This is a genomic window from Specibacter sp. NPDC078692, from assembly GCF_040686835.1.
GTDB lineage: Bacteria > Actinomycetota > Actinomycetes > Actinomycetales > Micrococcaceae > Specibacter.
Genome location: NZ_JBFBLV010000005.1, coordinates 56,882 through 78,418, shown reverse-complemented (window position 1 = coordinate 78,418; position 21,537 = coordinate 56,882). Strand labels below are relative to the sequence as shown.

The following is a 21,537-nucleotide window of genomic DNA, read 5'->3' as shown; positions in this document are numbered from 1 at the left end:
GAACGTAAGGACCGCCATGGCCACTCCGCCAAAAATCCCGGGGCTGGGTGCCTTCGCAGACCATAAATCTGGAACTCCCAGACCGGCAACTCCCCGGTTCGTGACTGCGGCGGCATGGTTTCTGTGCCTTGCCGCCGTCATGCAATTCATTGCATCGGTCTTCGCCATCATGCATTCAGTTTCGCCCGAGAGGCGGGCTGTTCTGGAAGCCCAGCATGCCGCGATGACCGGTAATAGGCCTAGCTTGGAGGCACTCCAAAACATTGACGTCATCACTGTGGTCTTGTCCGCATTGGTGACTGCTGGTGCTTACGCGCTGTTCAGTATCTTCTTGGTCAAGGGCAGGTCCTGGGCGCGGCTGGGTGCCGGAATCTTGGTGGCGTTGACGTTTATCCAGCTGGTGGGAGTCAGCTACCCAGAAGGGTTCACCACCTTGGCTCAAGTCGTTTGCGGCGTTCTGGCGATAGCCCTGTGTTATCTGCCTGAATCTAGCAAGTTCTTTGCAACTGTGAAGTCCTCCCGCTCCTAACCAGGGCTCCCGGCAACCGAAGAGTTGCTGTCCTGCGGGACGAGAATCAAAAACACCTTACCGTGAGTGCTTGCACCAGCAAGCTGCAATGCCTGCTCGCCCGACGCCGCCACGACAACCATCCCCTCAACGTTCTGGGCAGGTAGTAAGCCGCTGCTTGACTGTGCCAGTTCCGGTGTCCACAGGACAGGAACAGCGCTGGCAAGGATCTCGTTCTGTACGGGCCCGGTCATAGTTTCGGAGCGGCTGAGTACCACCGTCACCAATTGGCCTTGAGTCAGCAGGGAAAGAGTTGCCGGATCAGTGACACGAACGGGGACTGCTTGTGTCCCCGAAGGGGATCCGATCAAGAGCTCGTTCCCCAACATCGAGGCGTCAGTGAGGACTTCGCCCCGACGCACGGGACCGGATAGCTGGCGTCCCAGCCACACCGGCTGGCTGGTTATTGCAGGGGAGAGCGGCGCCGAGGCGAAGGCTCCGTCAGGAACTATGACAGGAGCGACGGCGGTCATCTTCACATCATGATGAGCCAGGGTATGCCCGGCAGGCAGGTCACGGACCGTCACCAAGACTTGGACGGTGGCCGGAGCTAAAGGGGTGAGCTGCTGGACGGCGATAGCAGCAGCTAGACAGAGAAGCAGCGCCGCCAGCAGTCTTCTGCGTCGTAGGGCTATTCGGCGCAACCTCTGAAAAATGTTCGGTCGCTTTGACCGATTCGACCAGTTACTCCACTGCCACGAAGGGCCCGGGTAGCCCTGAGAGTGTTGGGTGGTTCGGGCCGTCTTCATGAATCCACGTTAGGGATTGCGGCGGGCGGGTAAAAGGCTTATGCACCCGATTGTGGAGAACCTGGACGGTACAGATCCTGTGACGGAAGCAGTTCCCAAGAAGTAGTGACAAATGTGGTTGTTAGCTGCCTGCGCTTACCTTCGCTGGAGTCTTGGCGGCGTTGGAGGAGCTGGATGAGCCAGTGCCGGTCGTTCCAGCGTTGGAGGACCCGGCGTCTGCTGTGCTAGCCCCGGACTCTGAACTGGATGGACCAGATGTGGCAGCGGCAGGTACAGAGCTGGAGGTGCTGCGGGAATCGGTGCGGTAGAAACCTGAGCCCTTGAAAACAACCCCCACCGAGTTGAACTTCTTGCGAAGTGTGCCGCGGCATTCGGGGCAAACCGTCAAGGAGTCCTCGGAAAAGCTCTGCTGGATGTCAAAGGCATGGCCGCAATCTTTGCAGGCGTAGGCGTATGTGGGCACTGAAGTTCCTCCTGTGAACATGCTTTAGGGACCCTGTTATTGACAACTACACGGTTGGCAATCCATGGTCCCTAGAATGAATTCTATCACCGGGGATAAAACGTCAGAGCGGTGCGTGGCATTCCCGGGAGTGCAGGGTGGCACTATTCGCCTGCCAGCCAAGCAGTCCACCATCGCCTGTCAGCCGTTCGCTCCGCCTATCGGATCCTTTGAGTGGTCCACTGTTGAATGGTGCGCTGCCCCTAGCGGAATCCAAGCTGACGGGCTCAAGGCATAGTGCACAGGCATGTCCAAACTGTCGTAGGGAAGTGCACCGGCAGGCAGATATTCATCGTCGTAAATAACGGCAGCAAGTGGAACCCCGGAGACGCCAGCCAAGAATCTGTCGTAGTAGCCTCCACCTTGGCCAAGCCGGGTCCCTTCTGCGTCGACCGCCAAAGCAGGAACAATGATCGCCCGCAGCTGATTGTGACTGGACGCGGCACCGGTTCCTGCTACCAAGGCTTCGAATGGGATGCGTGCACCGAGCGGCTCCATGACGGGAGCCCAAGCACTTCTTACAAGCTCCACAGCTGAGTGCCACCGAACCCAGCTGAGCTGGAAATCGGGTTCGCAGACAGGGACATGGACGATGTACCCGGCCGCGGTACAGGCACGCAGTAGTTCCTGAGTCGGCGGTTCGTAACCGGTTGAAATATAGGCGCAAACCACCATTCCCGGGTGGTTTCCGGAAAGTGTCGCAAGCCAGTCCAGTGTGTTCTTCGTCAAGCTGACACCGACTGTGTTTGCGCTCAGAGTGTCTGCGGAGTCGCCGGACTGAACAGCTGCGGGACAGGCTGCCGCCCGCCGTCGTGCACGAATACGGGAGCGCAGGGAAACTTTGTCCATGGTGATCCGGCCGATCCAATCATTGCCTGAGGATTAGTGTCTAAGTCACTGTATCGGGGGATTTTGGCCGAGTTCGGTTACCCTTGGGGCATGACTTCTGCACAGCATGTACGCAAAGCGGTAATTCCTGCAGCCGGCTTGGGCACTCGATTCCTGCCCGCCACCAAGGCTATGCCTAAGGAAATGCTGCCTGTTGTTGATAAACCTGCGATCCAGTATGTGGTCCAGGAGGCCGTAAGCGCTGGCCTGACCGATGTCCTGATGATCACGGGGCGCAACAAGCGGGCGCTCGAGGACCACTTTGATCGTGTTCCGGTCACCGAGCAGCTGCTCGAGGAGAAGGGCGATACCGAACGTCTCGCCGCCGTCCAGCACGCCACTGATCTGGGCGAGATTCACTATGTTCGTCAGGGAGACCCCAAGGGCCTGGGCCACGCAGTGTTGCGTGCCAAGACTCATGTGGGCGATGAGCCGTTCGCTGTCCTGCTCGGCGATGACTTGATCGATGAGCGCGATGAACTGTTGACCACCATGATCGAGGTTCAGGAACGCACCGGTGGATCTGTCGTGGCCCTGATCGAAGTTCCTCGGGACAAGATTTCTGCTTACGGCTGCGCCGACATGACGGTTATTGACGGTGAAGATTATGTCCGGGTCAACCACTTGGTGGAGAAGCCCGCGGTGGAGGATGCGCCGTCGAACTTGGCCGTTATTGGCCGCTACGTGCTGCACCCGGCAGTCTTCGAGGTACTCGAGAACACCCCTCCGGGACGTGGCGATGAAATTCAGCTGACGGATGCGCTGCAGACCTTGGCCACGATGGAAGGAGAAGGTGGCGGTGTCTATGGAGTTGTCTTCTCGGGCCGTCGTTACGACACTGGCGACAAGCTCAGCTACCTCAAGGCCGTGGTGACCTTGGGTTGCGAAAACGAAGAGCTCGGTGCAGATCTGCGTGAATGGCTGGGCGAGTTCACAGCTGATTTGAAGGTCTAGCTGGGTGTGGGCGCAGGCCATCTGGCCGGTTAAGTTGGAATGCGGCGATTTGATCCTGCGCCCCATCAAGCTTCGCGATCAGGGTGAGTGGACGCGGGTTCGCGCACGAAACGCTGCTTGGCTTGAGCCGTGGGAGGCCAGTAGCCCTGCAGGCCCGGGTCAGCTTCCCACCTACGCCGGGATGGTCCGCGCCCTTAACCGGCAGGCCAGGGAAGCTGCTGCTCTGCCGTTCATCATCACGGAGCGGATTCCGGGCGTATCTAGGCCTGCCATTGTGGGTCAACTGACGGTTTCCTCGATTGTGTGGGGTTCTGCGATGTCGGCGACTCTGGGCTACTGGGTGGATCAAAGCCGGGCGGGCCGGGGAATTGTGCCGACGGCAGTTGCCATGGCCACCGACCACTGCTTTCAAACGTTGGGCTTGCACCGGATGGAAATCAACATCCGCCCGGAAAACACCGCGAGTCTGCGCGTCGTTGAGAAACTAGGGTTCCGTGACGAGGGCTTGCGCCCGCGGTACTTGCACATCAATGGGCGGTGGGCGGATCACAGGAGTTTTGCTCTGACGTCGGAAGAGGTCCCTGAAGGGATCCTCGCCAGGTGGCTGGCGCGGTGAACTCGGCTGCTGCGGTGAACTCGGCCGATAGCTGAGCCTGCCGGCCCAAGGAAAGCAAGTCGCGGAGTCAATGACGTCCTCTGACGTAAGAAATGACAGTTTTCGTGCCTTGGATGGCGACACACCGGCAGTAATGCTGGGAGGGGCATGTTTCCCCTTTAGGGTTGAAATGTGGCCGGACACGCGCAGTCGGTCCACCCAATCCAGCAGTTGCAGGAGACGTCAATGGAAAGCACTACTTCCGACGCCCACACCCACGTGGAGCCGGGACCTTCAACCGCCGTGCCCTCGGCAGCTCTGAAACCACTACAGATCCGTTGGGGCAGGACACTTTTTGCCTGCGTCGGCCTGCTTGCTCTATTGACTGCAGGGATCTCCGGAGCGTTGAACGTGTTTTCGCTGGGTTCGCCAGCCGTGGCATGGGCCGCATTGGCGGTTTTTGCTGGGGTCATCGTTGCCCTTCGGCTCTTGGCGGTGCGGGATCAGAACGCCCGGCGTTACGCCCGCGACGGAGCCTTGGCAGCAGCGCAGAGCGCCGTGGAAGAATCCACTGCTGAGGCCCCTGAGCCGCGTGAAACCACACTTTTTGACGGTGCTGAGGGAGCGCCGCCGGCACCCGTGCAGAAGCCGCTCACCGCAGAAGAGCTGCGTGCCGCAGCAATGCGGGTGGCCGCCAAGGGCAGCGCCGATGCCAAGTTGGCGCATACCCAAACCTTGGCCGAAGGCGAACTTGAAGCCGAGACCTGGGAACCCGTAGAGGTACCTGTCCCCGGTTACGTCACCGCAGCCCGGTCCTTGAGCCTAGAGAAGCCGCTGAATCTGCCGGAGGCGCCGAAGTCGGCCGGAACCTCCATCAAGGCCGATCAGGCCGGTGTAGGCGCAGCCTCCGGGCACGAAGGCGTCACGATTGTGCCGGATGTTCCGCTCGAGGCGGGCGAAGTTCCCGCCAAGACAGCACCTGCTGCGGCCGAACGCAGCCAGTATGCCTTGAACAATCTCGACGATGTCTTGCAGCGGCGCCGCGCCTAATATCGCTTCTTCAAACAGCCGGGTCCTTTTGGGCCCGGCTGTTTTGTTCTGCGTTCAGGCGTACTGTGAGCTTCATGGTGTTGATAGCTGTGGTGGGAGGAACCGGGCTTGCTGGGCGAGCCGTGGTCCATCATGCGGTTTCTGCCGGTCATCAAGTGCGCTCCCTGAGCCGTCATTTGCCCGCAGCGGAGCAGCAGATTGCGGGAGCGGAGTATGTTCAGGCCGACCTCCGCGCAGGAACGGGCGTGACGACGGCATTCGCGGGGTGGAGGTTGTCATTGACACCCTAAACGCCAGCTCTGGCGCTGCGTTGCGTGCCCTGCCGGTTACCTCGGGTGCCGTGCTCAATGCCGCTGCGCAGGCCGAAGTTCGCCGCTGCGTGCTGCTGACCATCGTCAATGCGGGGGAGTGCGCCATGGGGTATTACCAGGCGCAGGCTGCGCGAGCCCGTAGCTACGAAAAATCGAAGCTGACCACCACTGTGGTGGCGGCTACTCAGTTCCACAATCTGGTGGCCGGAATCTTCGCAGGTGGCGCAAAAATTGGTGTTATTCCAGCCTTCATGGGTGTTTCCGTCCAGCCAATTTCGACGGCGGATGTGGCAGCTGTGCTGGTGGCTGAGGCCCTGCGGGGTGGCCGCGAAAGTGAATATGTTCTTGCAGGTGGGCCCGCCGTTCATTCGATGCAGGAGCTGGCTCTGATGTGGAAGCAAGCTACTGGCAGCAAAGCTCTGATCTCGCCCATGCCGCTGCCGGGGTCCTTTGGTGCCTTTTTGAGGGCGGGGAAAAACTTGATTCCGGACCATGCCGTGGGTGAAGAATCTTTCGAAGCGTGGTTGGCTAAGCGACCCTAGGCCAAGCTGGCGCTCAGTCCTCAATTATTATTCACGGTTAAATCCGAATAAATGGAGTAGGGTGAAAATGTTGGTTTCGACACAACTTTTGGAGGAGAAATGGAACTCATTCCCGGCGGCACGTTGATCACGGCAACCCCAGAGGAGGGGCGTTTGCTGGCCATGACCATGGCACGCAAAAGTATTGGTGCCATCCAGCCCGATGGCGAAGTGCGCAAGGCCTTGCGTCCGGACTACGCCAATAACCCTGAATCGCTGACCCTGGCGGCGCAGGTGGTGGCCATTGAGTTTGGCACCGTGGCGGCCGCGAATAACTACTGGCGTAAGTAGCAGACAGCTGTCGATTCTCCTGCCTGGCTGCTGATTCCATGAACCAGAGGTTGTTTTTGGAATCAACAGCCTTGTGGGTTTATTCTGGAAAAATGGTGGCGAAGCTGGATTTTATGTCAGCGAGGCTGCTGTTTTGGGGCTATGGCGCAGTTGGTAGCGCGCTTCGTTCGCATCGAAGAGGTCAGGAGTTCGAATCTCCTTAGCTCCACTTTAAGAAAAGCCCCTCTGACTAGGCCAAACACCGGTTGGAGGGGCTTTTTCATCCCTCAAATTCACGGTTAAAATCGGTTTAGCGGCCAAAATGTGTGTACAGCCCGGGCGTGTCAGTGGCTTCCGCGATCGCCATCTTCGAGTCCCATATCTGGCCCCGATAAGGCGATTAAACGGGCCATATCTGGGGACTCGAGTGAGGGGATTCACGGTTAAAAGCGGCAACGGGCAGCAATCGTGCACCAACTCGCTTCGCCAAGGCCCTCAACTACCCAGTTCAGAGCCTCTATCAGTGTCTGTCGGAGTCAGACCGTAAGGCTATGGTTACCCCATGATCATCACAGCACTATTGGAAGTCATCGAGACTGGCGCGGTGGAGTCCACGTCCGTGGAATGCCAGGACTACACCGCCGGATTCGAGGAGCTCAGGAGGACCTTGCCCGAAGGTGTGAATCTGCTGAGCGTGCGACCCGAGCGGTAACCCCAAATCAAACACCACAAGCGCCCGATCTTGTCCGCGAGGAACAGGTACGGCGCTTTTGGTATGGTCAGGCTCGGTGGCTTGGCAGCTAACCCTGGCTTGGGGAGGTCTTCGTGGTTGTGGCTGTCATGTCAGGCCCTGACCCAGATGCTTAACCTCTGCGCGTCGGCGATGCTGACGGCTTGGACATTGCGTTTAGGTTTAGCGTTGACACCATTACACGGGTACATGGGCTCGCTGCTGAGACTGCCAGCTGCTCCCCGGCGTATGTAGAGTTGGCGCTTAGCTCCCGTAGATTTCTCGACGGACAAGCCCAAGCCCTTGTTCTCAGTATCAAACCCTTGACGGAGAATCCATTGTCTTTCCAAAATGCCAGGTATATCGTTAGGTATCGGTAAGTATCGTTCGCGATTGATTGAGGAGAGCACAATGCACAATAATTCATTCCCTGCAGGCGGATTCATGGGCAACAACTTTGACGGCATGTGGCAAGCCGTGGAGGAGTTTCGTTCGCGATTTGAAAAGCGATCCGGAACCCGCGCAGGCCGGGGTGAGCTCCGTTCGGCGGTGTTGGCCCTGCTTGCCGAACGTCCTATGCACGGCTACCAGATCATCCGCGAAATAGAGGAACGCAGCGGGGGCAATTGGAAGCCTAGTGCTGGTTCCGTTTATCCGACACTCCAGTTGCTGGCTGATGAAGGCTTGGTCAGTGCAGAAGAGTCCAACGGTCGCAAAATCTACTCGTTGACTGAATCCGGCCGGGCCGACGTCGCCAGTTCCGAGACGAAAACACCGTGGGACTCCGCCAGTCCGGTATCCGGTGGTGGCTTCGCAGCGCTCCCCAAGGCCGGAGTGGAGCTCGCTCAGGCTGCGGCACAAGTGGGACGTACCGGCTCACCGGAGCAGATTGAGGAAGCAGTTCAAGTACTCAAAGAAGCACGACGCCGGCTCTATTCGATCCTCGCCCAAGACTGACAAGACTCGCAAAGGTGACATCGGTCCGCCAGGAGAAAGCGAAATTCCGCACCGGCGCGCGTCTACACCGCGCCCGCTACCGACGAATTCTGAGGTTTGCTGCATGGCATTTGGTCGTGACGTGGTGGTTTGAACTCTTCCTCCCTCGTATCTGGCTGGGCAAGATTGCCGAACGCAATCGGGCGCAGCGGATGCGGCGTTTTGCGCGGCGTTTCCATAATCTGGCAGTGGATCTCGGTGGCTTGATGATCAAGGTGGGGCAGTTCATGTCCTCCAGACTTGATGTGCTCCCGCCGGAGATCACAGCCGAACTTGAGGGCCTGCAGGATGAGGTCCCGCCTGTCCCGTTTGCCGCCATCCGGGCATTGGCGGAGACCGAGCTGGGCGCCCCGCTGGAAACGCTGTTCGCTTCGGTGGACCCGACACCCATCGCGGCGGCCTCCCTCGGCCAGGCGCACCGGGCGCAACTGCGTCCAGACGATGCTGATGACACTGGACTGGACGCTGTGGTGTTGAAGGTACAGCGTCCCGGTATTGATGAAATCGTCGCGATTGATCTGGCTGCACTGCGGAAAGTAGGCCGTTGGCTCAGTCATGTGCGTCTCGTGTCGGATCGGGCAAACGCCCCGGCCCTAGTTGAGGAGTTCGCCACGACCAGTCGACAAGAGATCGACTACCTGAACGAAGCGGCGAATCTGGAACGCTTTGCCGAGGACTTCGCTACCGATCCGCGTGTAAGAACTCCAAAGGTGGTCTGGGAGCGAACGACGCGCCAGGTACTCACGCTTGAAGACGTCACGGCCATCAAGATTACTGACTCCCAACGACTTTTGGCTGCGGGCATAGATCCGGTCAAGGTTGCCCCAGTCTTCGCGGAAATCATGTTTGAGCAGTTGTTTACGAACGGCTTTTTCCATGCTGATCCGCACCCCGGCAACATCTTTGTCACGCCAAATCCAGAGCCGTCTGCGGAACACCCTTGGACCGTGACGTTCATAGATTTCGGCATGATGGGTGAGGTTTCGGCCCAGACGCGTAGTGGCCTGAGGAAGTTGTTGATTGCGGCTGCTGGCCGTGATGGGAAAGGCTTGGTCTCGGCGATCAGCGACGTGGGTGTGCTGGTGCCATCGGCCGATTCGGCGGCGCTTGAGCGTGCCATGACCGAACTCTTTGCCCGTTTTGGTGGGATGGGATTTGCCGAGTTGAAGGAGGTGGACCCGCATGAATTCAGCGATTTCGCGGCGGAATTTGGCGATGTGGTCCGCTCGCTGCCGTTTCAACTACCGGAGAACTTCTTGCTCATCATCCGGGCAATGTCCCTGACCTCTGGGGTATGCAGCTCGTTGGATCCCCGGTTTAATCTGTGGGATTCGGTAGAGCCCTTTGCGGCTCAGCTCTTGCATGATGAGCGCGGCAATCTGGTGCGCGACGTCGCTAAAGAAGCGTTCGACGTCGCATCTCTCACCTTGCGCCTGCCCAAACGCGTAGACGCGTTGCTGAGTCAGCTCGAGGAGGGTTCCCAGACGGTGGCCAACCCACGCCTGGAGCGACATCTGGTGCGGCTGATCCGAATCACGCAAGGTGGGGTAGCCGCCGTCGTATTTGCTGCATTGCTCATATCGGGAGCAGTGATTAGAGCCGAAGACTTGGTGCTGGGGAACGTGCTCATGATGGTCTCGGCGGTGCCGCTCCTTCATAGTCTGTGGAGTGCCCGAAGCTTACGCTGACGAGGCCAAAGCAAAGCTCTAGCGGCCATGATGATCGCCACTGCGGCTGCCGCCGTTGATGCCGCGACAACGCTATCGGTCCACCGTGCCGTATCGTGCGAGCCTCCGCTAGTAACGATGGGCGCAATCAAGTACATGGACAAAAAGTAGCCCATCAAGGTTGAGCCGGTCAGGGACAGACACGCGACTGACGCGGTTCGTAGCTTCCGCCACCATAGCCAAGCCAGGGCAAGCAGACCGAGCAACCCGATATGGCCAAGGGCCCACATGTTCTGTAGAGGAGACGGTGTGCCGTCGATCCCTGAGTTGAAGGCGTGCGTTCCCAAAACCGCGAAGGTGGCTGCAACAACGATTGCAATCCCGAACTCCCCGATGGCGACTATGGAATATCGGCCCTTGGCGATCTTAGGCGCGAGTAGGATGCCGATGGCCATGACCACAACGGCGAAAGCCTGGATCAGGATCCCCACACCGAAAAACTGAGCTGTGGTCCCAATGCTTAGGGTCTGCCCAAGATTTAGTTGACAGGTTGTTGTCATTGGCGTCGGCGAAAGCGGCCAGAATATGCGCGCCATGGTGGACGTCTCCGGGACGGGTCGCTACGGCACCCCGAGGACATTGCCCAGGCCGCCTCGTTCTTGTTGAGCTCCCAAGCCTCCTTCATCACCGGCACTGATCTGCTGGTCGATGGCGCAGTGGTTGCCGCTGTACGCTCCGGCGCGCTCTCGCTCGACTCGCTCGGCTAACTTGTTGGGCGGCCGAGCCGGATATCGGTTCCCTTGACTAGCGTTTGTCTAGCGCTCCACCCTCGAAAACCTCGGGGTGGGGCGCTTTTTTCTTGCGTCGATGCAAGCTGGCGGGGGAGGGTGCGTACTCCGTAACACTCGGTCTGGACCTCATGGCAAGCGCAATCCGACTCACAGTTGTTTTGATTAATTCAAAACAACTGCTAGAATGGAGGCATGGCAATGGATCCGGAGCAAGAGGTTTTGGCAGGGCGGCTTAGGTCGGCCCAGCTGAAGGTGACGGCACCCCGGATAGCGGTTCTCGGCGTTTTGAACGGCCGCGGCCATCTTGATGCGGACTCTGTATTCTCCGCTGTTGCCACCCAGTTGCCGAAGGCCTCCCTGCAAGCGGTCTACGGCGTGCTGGCAGCCCTGGCGGCGGCCGGCCTGGTGCGCAAGATTGAACCGGCAGGCTCGGCGGCGCTCTACGAAGCCCGCGTGGGGGATAACCACCACCACATGGTCTGCCTGAACTGCAAACGCGTCGAAGACGTGGACTGCGTTGTCGGGGAGAGTCCCTGCCTGACGCCGTCGGCCATGAATGGTTTTTCCATCAAGGTTGCAGAAATCACCTTCTGGGGCGTTTGCTCCAGCTGCCAGATGGCCCAGGCCGCCGCGCAACCGGCCACCTTGTAACAGCCCTCCGCGAACGCGGCCATTACTGTACCCGCTGCCCACGCGGCCCAGCAGCCGCATGGCATTTTTGCCCCGCCGGCCCAGCCGCCCACATGGCGCGATGACGCGCGCCACGAACCCAACCACAGGAGTTTTCCATGACCAGCTTTTTGCACCAGCAACCCGGTGTCCGCTTCTTTCAGAACAAGGAAGCAAATGGCGGCGGATCAACCGCTGATACCCACCAGGCCCTCGGCGGATCGTACGTCACTACCAGCGCACCCCGCACCCGCCTGGCAGGCAGCTACGTGTCCGGCGCTGCACCCCGTGCCAGCCGCCCGGGCAGCTACGTGACCACCAACGCCGAGCTTGCCGGTCCCGCCGGCAGCTACACCTCCAGCGCCAAACACGCATAACAAGCGAGCAACATGGCTGACTGTGGCCGCCTTTGGGGGTGCGCGAACCCGCCACTGAAGCCCGCATCGCTGATGCCTCCTCCTCCGTTCAGTCAATAGACTGGGGACATATGGAGGCCCTGACATTCACACGAAGCGGGAGCCGGTCCGAGGCCGGCTCCCGCTTCATGCTGGGCGGAATCCTCGCTCTCCTTATGATTCTCGGGATGCTCGCCATGCATGGCGAGCATTTGGGCAGCTCCAGTTCCCAAAGCACGACGGCGCATGTCCTCGCCACGCACGTCCCCGGCTCGTACGTCCCGGCCACGCACGGGGCGAGCACGTCGGCGGTAGTCGTTTTCAACCATGCGGTTTCCGGCGTCGCCGGATCCGGCGACGCCGCGGCTCATTCGTGCGCCAACTGTGCCACGGATGAACTCTCGATGGTCGCGAACTGCCTTGCCGCCGTCGTACTTGGCTTCCTGCTGCTCCTGCCAATAATGGGGGAGGGGCGGCTGTTGCGGCGGCTGCGTGCCGGACCTCAAAGCCACACGATGGCACTGCCGCTGCCAAGTACCCCGTCGTTGCAGATGTTGTGCATCAACCGGTCCTGAGGTGTGCGGACCCGGGCATACACTGCCCCTGCGGTCCTGCATTTTTGTGACAGATGGCCGTTGCCCACACGGGAATCGGCACCGATTGATCGAGAAAGCACACACCATGACCAAGCACATCACCCGCCGCACAGCCCTGTCCGGAATCATCGCCGCAGCGGCGGCAACCATTCTGTTCGTCGCAGGCTGCTCGGCACAGGCACCCGAGTCAGCGTCTTCCACCCCGGCCGGGGCACAAAACCTGATCGCCGAGCTCGGCTTCAGCGGCAAGAACGCCAAGGACATCATCACCGAACTGGACAGGCTGCCGCTGGCCGAACGCTCCACCGAATTGATGGCATCGATCCGGCCAGACTTCCTGGTCCTCAAGGACGCGGCGAACCGTGAAGCCTCCGTGCCCATGCCTGAGGACGAGTTTTATGTATCGGTGGCCCCATACGTGAGCCAGACCCACGGATGCCACTTTCACAGCCTCACCACCTGCGTGGGGGAGCTGGCGAACCAGTCGGTGGATGTCGAAGTCACCAACGACGCGACCGGCGAGGTCATCATGAAGAAGGCCGTGCAGACTTACGACAACGGCTTCATGGGACTGTGGCTGCCGCGCGGCATCGCGGCCACACTCGTCGTCACCCATGACGGCTTGACGGCAACGCAGCAGCTCTCCACGAAAGCCGACGACGACGCCACCTGCGTGACCACGGCTCAGTTGAGCTAACCCTGCGGCGCCGCCGCGGAGGGATGCAGCAGCGGAGTGAGGCTGGCGCGACCGTTGCGGAAAGTTCGGTCTCGGTGCGCCAAGCCCTGTTGCTGCCAGCGCCGGGGGCGTAGCGTCGTCCCATGGACTGGAAACTGGAACTCATATTTGTGCCCGTATCTGACGTGGACCGGGCCAAGGATTTTTACGTTAACAAGGTCGGTTTCAATGCCGACTACGACGAGCGGCCCGGCGGCGGCATCCGCTTTGTGCAGCTCACCCCGCCCGGTTCGGCCTGCTCCATCACCATTGGCGAGGGGCTCAATGATGCGCCTCCCGGCACTGCGCCCATGATGCAGATTGTGGTCTCCGACATTCAAAAAGCCCACGACCAGCTGGCCGCCAATGGTGTGGACGTCAGTGATGTGACGGTCCTGGAGTGGGGCCACTTTGTCTACTTCGCCGACCCCGACGGCAACAAGTGGGCGCTGCAATACCTCCCGAACCGCCCCAACGGCTGAGGCTAAACGGCTAAACATTCCACGCACGACGGCGGCACGAACCTTGCCCCGCCGGCCTGCGGCCATGCCCTGGCCGAACGGCCAATTGTGACGCCTGCCATAAAAACCTCTTGACAGTGCGCCGTTGGCAATTCATGATGGTACTCACAAGCAAATTGTTAGCGCTCACAATTTTGAGTCCACACACTCCCAAGACAGCCGGGGCGGACTTTCAGCGCGTTCCAACAAGTGTCAAAGAACCACCGGCGGCCACGTCCGAATGGTCATTTTGACGTGCTTGCCATGTCCTCCTGCAGCCGCTTTTGCGGCGGTTCCAGGCTTCACACGAGTACAACGGAGTTCACGTACATGAGATCCAAAATCGTCGCATCGGCCCTGGCGGGGGCGTTGATGCTTGCTTCCCTGGGGCTGGGCGCCATACCCGCCCAATCCGCCGACGACCCGGCCGGAACCGTCACCGACGGGCTCACCGCCTGGTACAAACTTGATGAAACTTCCGGAACGGCCGCCGCGGATTCCACCGGCACCAACCCCGCTGCGCAGCTCAAGGGCGCTGCAGCCTTTGCCGCCGGTGAAGGCGTGAAGCTCGACGGCGGCACCTCATACGTCGCGCTTCCCAATGACCTGCTGGCCGGCCACGACGCCGTCTCCATTTCCTATGATGTCTGGATCGACGCCGACCAGGGCGGGCAGTACTTCATCTACGGACTGGGCAACACCACCTCAGGTGCAGGCGACGGCTACCTGTTCAACACCGGAAACTACAACCGGGCCACCATCGCCTCCGGCAACTGGTCCACCGAACAGGTCACGGGAACCTCCGGGAAGAACTTGGACCGCGGGCGCTGGGTCCACAGCACCTACACCCAGGTAGCCGGCACTGGCGTGCTCTATACCGATGGTGTCGAAGTGGCCCGCAACGCCGCCGTCACCACCACTCCGGCATCCATTGGCGGGGGCAAAACCAGCGCCAACTACCTGGGCAAGTCCGTCTACCCGGGAGATAAAACCCTGAAAGGCAAGATGCGTGACTTCCGCATCTATGACCGCGCTGTCACGGCCGCCGAGGCAGCCCGGCTGGCGCTTCCCGTCAACCAGGATTACGTCGCCGCCGACAAGGCAGCCATCGATCTGGGCGACCTGACTGCCGTCGTGAGCTCCATCAACCTGCCCACCCGCGGTGCAGGCGGCTCGGCCATCAGCTGGGCCACCAGCGCCCCGGCCAGCATCAGCGAGACCGGCGCCGTGACGCGCCCCGCACCCGGCGAGCCGGATGCGGAAGTGACCCTGACCGCGTCCATCACCCACGGTTCGCTGACGGAAACCGCGACGTTCCAAGCCACCGTCAAGACCGGCTCCGGGGCAGATGCCGATGCCATCGAAGAATCCGTGGCCGCACTGGAAGTGGTCAATCTCGGTGATGTCCGCGGCAACCTGAACCTGCCCGGACATGGACGCAATGACACATGGGTGAGCTGGACGTCGTCGAACCCTGCAGTGATCTCAGAAGATGGCACAGTTGTCCGTCCTGCCCGCGGAACCGGCGACACCTCCGTGACCTTGACGGCCACGGTGGAGCGCAATGGCGTGGAGGGCACCCGGGAGTTCACGGCAGTCGTCCGTGAAGCCGCCGCACCGGTGGAGTACGCCGGCTACGCGTTCAGCTATTTCAAGGGGGAGGGCAGCGCCACCGGCGAACAAATCTACTTTGGCAAGAGCGTGGGCAACAACCCGCTGCAGTGGGAAGACGTCAACAACAGTGAACCCGTGCTGACTTCCACGATGGGAGAAATGGGCGTTCGCGACCCCTTCATCATCCGTTCCCCCGAAGGCGACAAGTTCTACATGATCGCGACCGACCTGAAGATCAACGGCAGCGGCGACTGGGGCAAGGCCCAGACGTGGGGCAGCCGCAACCTGATGGTGTGGGAATCCAATGACCTGGCCACCTGGTCGGAGCAACGATCCGTGCAGGTTTCCGGTGAAAGCGCGGGCAACACCTGGGCCCCCGAGGCCTACTACGACGACGAACTTGGCGCCTACGTGGTGTTCTGGTCTTCCAAGATATACGCCACGGCCGACCACTCAGACGGCAACAACAACCGCATCATGTATGCCACAACGCGCGACTTCGTGACCTTCTCCGACCCCGAGGAGTACTACAACCCCGGCTACCAGGTCATCGACACCACCATGATCAAGGACAACGGCAACATCTACCGCTTCACCAAGGATGAGCGCAATCGCACTGCTGATTCGCCCGAGGGCAAGACCATCTTCATGCAGCGAGGCGCCGGCATCCTAGACGCGGACTCCTTCACCACCCTGGCAACGGGAATTGGCGAGGGCACCATCAGCGCAGGCGAGGGCCCCACCGTGTTCAAATCCAACACGGAAGAAAAGTGGTACCTGTTCATCGACGAGTTCGGCGGACGCGGCTATGTTCCGTTCGAAACCACCGACCTCGACAGCGGCCAGTGGACACCGTCCGGCGATTACAAGATGCCCACCGCACCGCGCCACGGCAGCGTCGTCCCGGTGACCGCCGCCGAGATGGTTGCGTTGGCAGCCATCGGCCAGCCGGTGGTCACACCGACCGCCACGCCGAGCCCGACGGCGGACCCCTCACCGAGTGCCACCACGGAGCCGACGGTTGAGCCGACGACGGAGCCGACCACCAACCCGACCACGGATCCCACCGCTGACCCGACGGAATCGGCAAGCCCGACGGCGTCTGCCACCCCGGGTGCCACGGATTCGGCACACGCCACAACCAAGCCCGGCTCTGCCCCCGCACCAAGTACGGCGGCATCAAACACGGGGGGCCCAACAACGGGGGGCCCAAGCACCGGAGTCGGCGATGGTCTTGCCAGCACCGGCTGGAATCAGGCTGCGCTGGTGTCGGTTGGCGGGCTGGCACTGCTGGCCGGACTCTTCCTGGCCATGCACAGCCGCCGGAAGCAAAACCGGTACTAGCCCCACCGCATGTTCGGCTGCGCGGACCGGTTGTCCGGTCCGTGCAGCCGAACAAACAAGGCACACGCACCACACCCATCTCCCTACTGCAACGCGCCCAAAATCCCTGCGTCAGGAGCAAGAAATGCCCATTTTCAATTCGGCACAGCCAGGTCTCAACGTCACCGGAAGCCAGCCGTCACACCCGCTGTTGAGCAGGCGATCGCTCCTGCGCGGGGGTGTTGCGGCCGGGATCGGTGTGGCCGGGGCGCCGCTGCTGGGAGTCAGTGCGCTGGCCGGCGTTGGACAGCTCGCCGTCCAGTCGACGGTTGCCACCCGGCCCGCCGCACACAACCCGCTGGTGCTCCAGCGCGCCGACCCGTACGTCCTGCGCCACACCGACGGCCGCTATTACTTCACCGGATCCGTCCCGGAATATGACAGGGTTGTGCTGCGCTCATCGGACACCTTGGCGGGGCTGTCCACGGCGACGGAAAAGGTGGTGTGGCAACAGCCCTCCAGCGGCTCCATGGCAGGGTTCATCTGGGCCCCTGAAATGCCCCGGATCGGTGGCAAATGGTACATCTACTTTGCCGCCAGCGACTCCGGCGACGTCTGGCACATCCGCATGTACGTGTTGGAAAACTCTTCCGCCAATCCCATGGAAGGGACCTGGAAGGTGGCCGGGCAGGTCCACACCCCGGCCAATTCCTTCGCCCTGGATGCCACCACCTTTGAACACGAGGGCACACAGTATTTGGTGTGGGCGGAGAAGAACCCGGAAAGCAACCTTTACATTGCCCCGCTGCTGACCCCCACCAAGATTGGCCCACCCGTCGAAATTGCGGTGCCCACGCTGCCGTGGGAGGTCATCGGCTTCAAGGTCAATGAGGGTGCCGCGGTGCTCAAGCGCAATGGCCGCATCTTCATCTCCTATTCCGCCAGTGCCACAGACGCGAATTACTGCATGGGTCTGCTCTCCGCGGACAAGAACGCGGACCTCCTCGATGCAACATCGTGGGCCAAGGCCCCGGAGCCCGTCATGAGTTCCTCCACGATCACCGGACTCTACGGCCCGGGCCACAACAGTTTCACCCTTGACGACGACGGATCCACCGACATGGTTGTCTACCATGCCCGCGACTACAAGAACATTGTGGGCGATCCCTTGTTCGATCCCAACCGCCATGCACGCCTGCAGCGGCTCTACTGGAAAGCCGACGGCATGCCTGACTTCGGCATCCCGGTGGGAGAGGGCATCATGCCCAGCAGATTGCAGCTGGCGTCGTCATTGACCAAGCATGTGGGCATCACCGACGCCGCCGCCATAGTGGCAGGGCCCGATGCGCCCTTGGCCTCCACCCAGTTCCGGCTGGTGCCTGGTTTCGCCGGGCCCAAGACGATAGCGCTGGAAGCTGTGCTCAAGCCGGGCTGGTTCCTCGCCGCACGAGGAGGCGCCGTCACCTTGGAACCGCACACCGGAACAGTGATCTTTGCCGACTCGGCCAGCTTCAACAAGCGCCCGGGCCTGTCCAACAACCAGGGCACCTCGCTGGAAGTGGCGCGGACGCCGGGAAACTTCCTGCGGGCAGGGACCGGGTTGGACAGCGGCACTGCCAAGACCTCCGGCGACAGGAGGATGGCCACGTTCTTTCTGCGCTGATTCCTTCAGCGTTCGCCGCTGTGCGCCCGGACTGTGCGCCCGGACTGTGCGCCCCGGCATCCAGAACAACACAGTCCAGCACCACACCACCGAAACAGTATGTCGCTACTCGACGATGAGGAAACATGTTAAATATGCCACCACCTGCACCATCCCCAACCGCCCGCCCACGAACCACCAGCACGCGCAGCCGCGTGGCCGGCGGCGCCGCCGTCCTGGCCCTGGCCACCCTGCTGGGATCGGCCGCCCTGCCCGCCTCGCTGAACCTGCCCACCGCTGCCGCCGCGGAAAACCCGTCCGGCAACAGGGTGCTGACCATTGATTCGGATGCGGCCGGCCCGGAGATTTCCCCCACGCAGTACGGCATCTTCTATGAGGACATCAACCAGGCGGCCGACGGCGGCCTGTACGCCGAGCTGATCCGGAACCGCTCCTTCGAGTTTTCCCGCGTGGACCATTCCTCCTTCAACTCCATGACGGCCTGGGATATTGCCCAGCGCGGCGGGTCCGAGGGCACGGCCACGGTGGTTGACGATGCGCAGCGGCTCAACGAGATGAACCGCAACTATCTCTCCCTCAACCTGACCAAGACGGCAGTCAACGGCGGCACGGCCATCCGCAACACCGGGTTCAGCGGAGGCCAGGCCTACGAGGCGGGCAAGAGCTACAACTATTCCGTCTTCGCCCGCACCACCGCACCGGAGGGGACGCCCCTGAGCGTCAACCTTGAGAACGCTGCGGGCGACGTGCTCGGCACAACAGCCGTCACCGTCAAGGGCGATGGCTGGGCCAAGTACACCGCCCAGGTCACCGCCACGGCAAGCACGACGTCGGGCCGCCTCACCACCATTGCGACCGGCACGGGCGAGCTCAAGCTGGACATGATCTCCCTCTTCCCCCAGGACACGTTCATGGGACGCGAGAACGGACTGCGCCAGGACTTGGCCCAAAAGGTCGCCGACCTTGACCCCGGCTTCTTGAGGTTCCCGGGCGGCTGCGTCACCAATACCGGCGGCACCTACGGCGCCTACACGGAAGCCAACGGCTTCCCCCGTGACCGGGTGTACCAGTGGAAGGAAACCATCGGCCCGGTGGAGTCCCGCCCCGCCAACAAGAACTTCTGGGGTTACAACCAGACGTACGGCTTGGGCTACATGGAGTACTTTGAGTACGCCGAAGACATGAAGTCGGAGCCGCTGCCTGTGGTTTCCGTCGGCCTGACGGCGTGCGGGCAGGAAAATTATGCCAGCGACGCTGATGTGGACCGATACGTCCAGGACACGCTGGACCTGATTGAATTCGCCAACGGCGGTATAGACACAGTGTGGGGCGCCAAGCGAGCAGAATTGGGCCATCCCGAACCGTTCAACCTCAAGTACATCGGCCTGGGCAACGAGGAAGGCTACGCCAAGTACTTCGAGAACTTCCCCAAGTTCCGTGACGCCATCACCGCCAAGCACCCAGAAATCAAGATCATCGGCACCTCGGGAGCCATCTCTTCAGGCCAGTGGTTTGATGATCTCTGGGACTACTCCCGGGAACAAAAGATGGACATGGTGGACGAGCACTACTACAACGACCCGGAATGGTTCCTGCGCAACACCACCCGTTACGACAGCTATGACCGCAACGATCCCAAGGTGTTCCTGGGCGAGTACGCATCCAAGGGCAATGGCGTCAACAACGCCCTGGCCGAAGCCGCCTACATGACGGGTCTGGAACGCAACGCCGACGTGGTGCAGATGGCCTCCTATGCTCCGCTGCTCGCAGCCGAGGGCCACACCCAGTGGACCCCGGACATGATCTTCTTCGACAACGGCAAATCCTGGACAACCCCCAACTACGATGTCCAGAAGCTGTTCATGAACAACGTGGGCAACTCCGTGGTGCCCAGCAAGATCACTGCCGCCCCGGTGGTGCAGACGCCCATGACCGGCAAGGTGGGCCTGTCCACCTGGCTCACCAGCGCCGCATACGACGACGTGTCGGTCACCGCTGCTGATGGCACGGTCCTGATGACGGACGATTTCTCCAACGGAACAGACCAGTGGACCGGCAACGGCAACGGAAACTGGGCCGTCGCCGACGGTGCCTACGTCCAAGGCAGCACCACCACCGAGAACACCATGATCACGGCCGGGGACAGCTCCTGGAACAACTACACGTTCGAGACCAAGGCCACCAAGCTCGCAGGTGCCGAAGGCTTCCTTGTTGGGTTCGGTGTCGAGGGCAATGACGACTACTACTGGTGGAATCTGGGCGGCTTCAACAACACCCGCTCCCTCGTGGAGAAGGCCACCGGCGGGACCAAGACCAATGTGTTGGAAAAGAACACCCGCATTGTGACCGGCCAGAGCTACGACATCAAGGTTGAGGTAACGGGCCGCACCGCCAACCTGTACCTGGATGGCGAACTGTGGGGAACCATCAATGAAGAAGCCGTCGACCCGGTGTACCAGGTCGTCACCCAGGACGACGCAACGGGGGACACCGTGGTCAAGGTGGTCAATGCAGCCCCCTACTCCGCCAAGGTGGACGTCAAGGTCGGCGGTGGACTGAAGGTTGCAGCCGAGGCATCGGTCACTACATTGGTGGGCACCAGCCCCACCAACATGAACCAGTCGGAGACTGTCTTTGCCGCCGCCTCCAACGCCTTCACGTACCAATTCGAGCCGAGCTCGGTGACGTTCCTGCGCCTCAAGTCGGCCACCGATGTCCCGGAGCCGACGGAAACGCCGGCACCCAGCGAGTCGCCGGATCCCACCACGTCGCCGGAGCCAAGTGATGTAGGGTCCACGCCGGCACCAACGCCCTCCGCAGGGGGAACACCTCCGGGGGCAGGCACTCCGGCCGGAACGAAAACGGCCGCGAGCAGCAGCGCCGGGGACAATTCAAGGGATGACAACCTGGCCCAGACCGGAACCACGGCGGCAGCCCTGGCCTGGCTTGCCGGGGGACTCGCCTTGGCGGGTCTGGGGATTGTGGTGATTGGCCGCCGTCGGGCTTCACGGCACCAGTAACCAGCACCGGCAATAACTGAACCCTGGACCCTGAAAAGGAGGGCCGCAGCAACAGCTGCGGGCCTCCTTTTGGTACGCCCAGCATGGGCATTTGCTTGGAGGTGAAAGTCCTCTGGAGGAGAAGGTGGTTTAACTTCTAGTCGATGGCAACTGCGTCACCGTGAGGTGGGGTGGGAAGGAAGCCGGAGGCGAATCCCTGCACCGAGGGACACGAACCGCATAGAAGGCATGCTGGTTGGGGTAAGCCAGCACGAGATGGTGATGCCCGTTCCACCGAAACGGTCAGTGTGTAGATGCGGCGGCGGCAGGGGGAAAGTAAATGTTCTTATCTGGGGAGGTCTGTCCCAGTGCGCCACCTGTTTGTTGGGTGGAGCGGTGCGGCTTTAAGGG

At 61.2% G+C, this 21,537-nt stretch carries 23 protein-coding genes and 1 tRNA gene; 20 read left to right on the top strand and 4 right to left on the bottom strand.

What is annotated here, in order from left to right:
* Nucleotides 1–16: 16 nt before the first annotated feature.
* Nucleotides 17–529 carry a hypothetical protein gene (locus AB0O97_RS05480; protein WP_363880868.1) on the top strand — a complete coding sequence of 171 codons (513 nt, stop codon included), beginning with the start codon at nt 17–19 and terminating at the stop codon, nt 527–529.
* Here the strand turns inward: AB0O97_RS05480 and AB0O97_RS05475 are convergent.
* The 3 genes from AB0O97_RS05475 to AB0O97_RS05465 form a co-directional block, all read right to left on the bottom strand.
* Nucleotides 526–1,317 (bottom strand): RcpC/CpaB family pilus assembly protein, encoded by a 792-nt coding sequence (locus tag AB0O97_RS05475; RefSeq protein ID WP_363880865.1) that lies wholly within the window; start codon nt 1,315–1,317, stop codon nt 526–528. The two genes, AB0O97_RS05480 and AB0O97_RS05475, sit on opposite strands and share 4 nt — an antisense overlap.
* 121 nt (nt 1,318–1,438) lie before the next feature.
* The gene (locus AB0O97_RS05470; RefSeq protein ID WP_363845115.1) at nt 1,439–1,780 is read right to left on the bottom strand and encodes an FmdB family zinc ribbon protein; all 342 of its coding nucleotides are present in this window, start codon (nt 1,778–1,780) and stop codon (nt 1,439–1,441) included.
* A 180-nt stretch (nt 1,781–1,960) separates the two neighbouring features.
* A complete protein-coding gene (locus AB0O97_RS05465) occupies nt 1,961–2,668 on the bottom strand; it encodes a 5-formyltetrahydrofolate cyclo-ligase (protein ID WP_363880862.1) in 708 nt (235 codons plus the stop codon).
* Between the two features lie 90 nt (nt 2,669–2,758).
* On the opposite strand from AB0O97_RS05465, the gene galU reads away from it, so the two are divergent.
* The 10 genes from galU to AB0O97_RS05415 all read left to right on the top strand — a co-directional run bounded on the left by galU (nt 2,759) and on the right by AB0O97_RS05415 (nt 9,882).
* Nucleotides 2,759–3,661 carry a UTP--glucose-1-phosphate uridylyltransferase GalU gene (gene galU, locus AB0O97_RS05460; RefSeq protein ID WP_363845121.1) on the top strand — a complete coding sequence of 301 codons (903 nt, stop codon included), beginning with the start codon at nt 2,759–2,761 and terminating at the stop codon, nt 3,659–3,661.
* A gap of 4 nt (nt 3,662–3,665) precedes the next feature.
* The gene (locus AB0O97_RS05455) at nt 3,666–4,277 is read left to right on the top strand and encodes a GNAT family protein (protein ID WP_363880859.1); all 612 of its coding nucleotides are present in this window, start codon (nt 3,666–3,668) and stop codon (nt 4,275–4,277) included.
* Between the two features lie 225 nt (nt 4,278–4,502).
* On the top strand, nt 4,503–5,306 hold the full coding sequence (locus AB0O97_RS05450; RefSeq protein WP_363880857.1) for a hypothetical protein: 804 nt from the start codon (nt 4,503–4,505) through the stop codon (nt 5,304–5,306).
* Nucleotides 5,307–5,380: 74 nt separating this feature from the next.
* Nucleotides 5,381–5,596 carry an NmrA family NAD(P)-binding protein gene (locus AB0O97_RS05445; protein ID WP_363880854.1) on the top strand — a complete coding sequence of 72 codons (216 nt, stop codon included), beginning with the start codon at nt 5,381–5,383 and terminating at the stop codon, nt 5,594–5,596.
* On the top strand, nt 5,572–6,159 hold the full coding sequence (locus tag AB0O97_RS05440) for an NmrA family transcriptional regulator (RefSeq protein WP_363880851.1): 588 nt from the start codon (nt 5,572–5,574) through the stop codon (nt 6,157–6,159). Before AB0O97_RS05445 ends, AB0O97_RS05440 begins: the two co-directional genes overlap by 25 nt.
* Before the next feature lie 99 nt (nt 6,160–6,258).
* Nucleotides 6,259–6,489 (top strand): hexameric tyrosine-coordinated heme protein, encoded by a 231-nt coding sequence (locus AB0O97_RS05435; RefSeq protein WP_363845133.1) that lies wholly within the window; start codon nt 6,259–6,261, stop codon nt 6,487–6,489.
* Nucleotides 6,490–6,624: 135 nt separating this feature from the next.
* Nucleotides 6,625–6,697: transfer RNA gene (locus AB0O97_RS05430), tRNA-Ala, on the top strand.
* Between the two features lie 333 nt (nt 6,698–7,030).
* The gene (locus AB0O97_RS05425; protein ID WP_363880848.1) at nt 7,031–7,180 is read left to right on the top strand and encodes a hypothetical protein; all 150 of its coding nucleotides are present in this window, start codon (nt 7,031–7,033) and stop codon (nt 7,178–7,180) included.
* Nucleotides 7,181–7,609: 429 nt separating this feature from the next.
* Nucleotides 7,610–8,155: a PadR family transcriptional regulator gene (locus AB0O97_RS05420; RefSeq protein WP_363845137.1), complete on the top strand. Its 546-nt coding sequence runs from the start codon at nt 7,610–7,612 to the stop codon at nt 8,153–8,155.
* A gap of 14 nt (nt 8,156–8,169) precedes the next feature.
* Nucleotides 8,170–9,882 carry an AarF/ABC1/UbiB kinase family protein gene (locus AB0O97_RS05415; RefSeq protein WP_363880845.1) on the top strand — a complete coding sequence of 571 codons (1,713 nt, stop codon included), beginning with the start codon at nt 8,170–8,172 and terminating at the stop codon, nt 9,880–9,882.
* Here AB0O97_RS05415 and AB0O97_RS05410 read toward each other — a convergent pair.
* A complete protein-coding gene (locus tag AB0O97_RS05410) occupies nt 9,849–10,352 on the bottom strand; it encodes a hypothetical protein (RefSeq protein WP_363880842.1) in 504 nt (167 codons plus the stop codon). The two genes, AB0O97_RS05415 and AB0O97_RS05410, sit on opposite strands and share 34 nt — an antisense overlap.
* Nucleotides 10,353–10,520: 168 nt before the next feature.
* Here AB0O97_RS05410 and AB0O97_RS05405 point away from each other — a divergent pair, with 168 nt between their 5' ends.
* The 9 genes from AB0O97_RS05405 to AB0O97_RS05365 all read left to right on the top strand — a co-directional run bounded on the left by AB0O97_RS05405 (nt 10,521) and on the right by AB0O97_RS05365 (nt 21,147).
* Nucleotides 10,521–10,628: a hypothetical protein gene (locus AB0O97_RS05405; protein ID WP_363880839.1), complete on the top strand. Its 108-nt coding sequence runs from the start codon at nt 10,521–10,523 to the stop codon at nt 10,626–10,628.
* Nucleotides 10,629–10,850: 222 nt separating this feature from the next.
* Entirely contained in the window at nt 10,851–11,303 is a 453-nt protein-coding gene (locus AB0O97_RS05400; protein WP_363881017.1) for a Fur family transcriptional regulator, read from the top strand.
* 137 nt (nt 11,304–11,440) lie between these two features.
* Nucleotides 11,441–11,698, top strand: a complete 258-nt coding sequence (locus AB0O97_RS05395; protein WP_363880836.1) for a hypothetical protein — start codon at nt 11,441–11,443, stop codon at nt 11,696–11,698.
* Nucleotides 11,699–11,808: 110 nt separating this feature from the next.
* Nucleotides 11,809–12,291, top strand: coding sequence for a hypothetical protein (locus tag AB0O97_RS05390; protein WP_363880834.1), 483 nt, complete (start codon nt 11,809–11,811; stop codon nt 12,289–12,291).
* 106 nt (nt 12,292–12,397) lie between these two features.
* Nucleotides 12,398–13,009: a CueP family metal-binding protein gene (locus AB0O97_RS05385; RefSeq protein WP_363880831.1), complete on the top strand. Its 612-nt coding sequence runs from the start codon at nt 12,398–12,400 to the stop codon at nt 13,007–13,009.
* Between the two features lie 122 nt (nt 13,010–13,131).
* Nucleotides 13,132–13,509, top strand: coding sequence for a VOC family protein (locus tag AB0O97_RS05380; protein WP_363880828.1), 378 nt, complete (start codon nt 13,132–13,134; stop codon nt 13,507–13,509).
* A 348-nt stretch (nt 13,510–13,857) separates the two neighbouring features.
* Complete coding sequence (locus AB0O97_RS05375) at nt 13,858–16,485, top strand: immunoglobulin-like domain-containing protein (RefSeq protein WP_363880825.1); 2,628 nt, start codon at nt 13,858–13,860, stop codon at nt 16,483–16,485.
* Between the two features lie 124 nt (nt 16,486–16,609).
* Nucleotides 16,610–18,127: a family 43 glycosylhydrolase gene (locus AB0O97_RS05370; protein WP_363880822.1), complete on the top strand. Its 1,518-nt coding sequence runs from the start codon at nt 16,610–16,612 to the stop codon at nt 18,125–18,127.
* A 125-nt stretch (nt 18,128–18,252) separates the two neighbouring features.
* Nucleotides 18,253–21,147, top strand: a complete 2,895-nt coding sequence (locus AB0O97_RS05365; protein WP_363880819.1) for an alpha-L-arabinofuranosidase C-terminal domain-containing protein — start codon at nt 18,253–18,255, stop codon at nt 21,145–21,147.
* Nucleotides 21,148–21,537 lie beyond the last annotated feature (390 nt).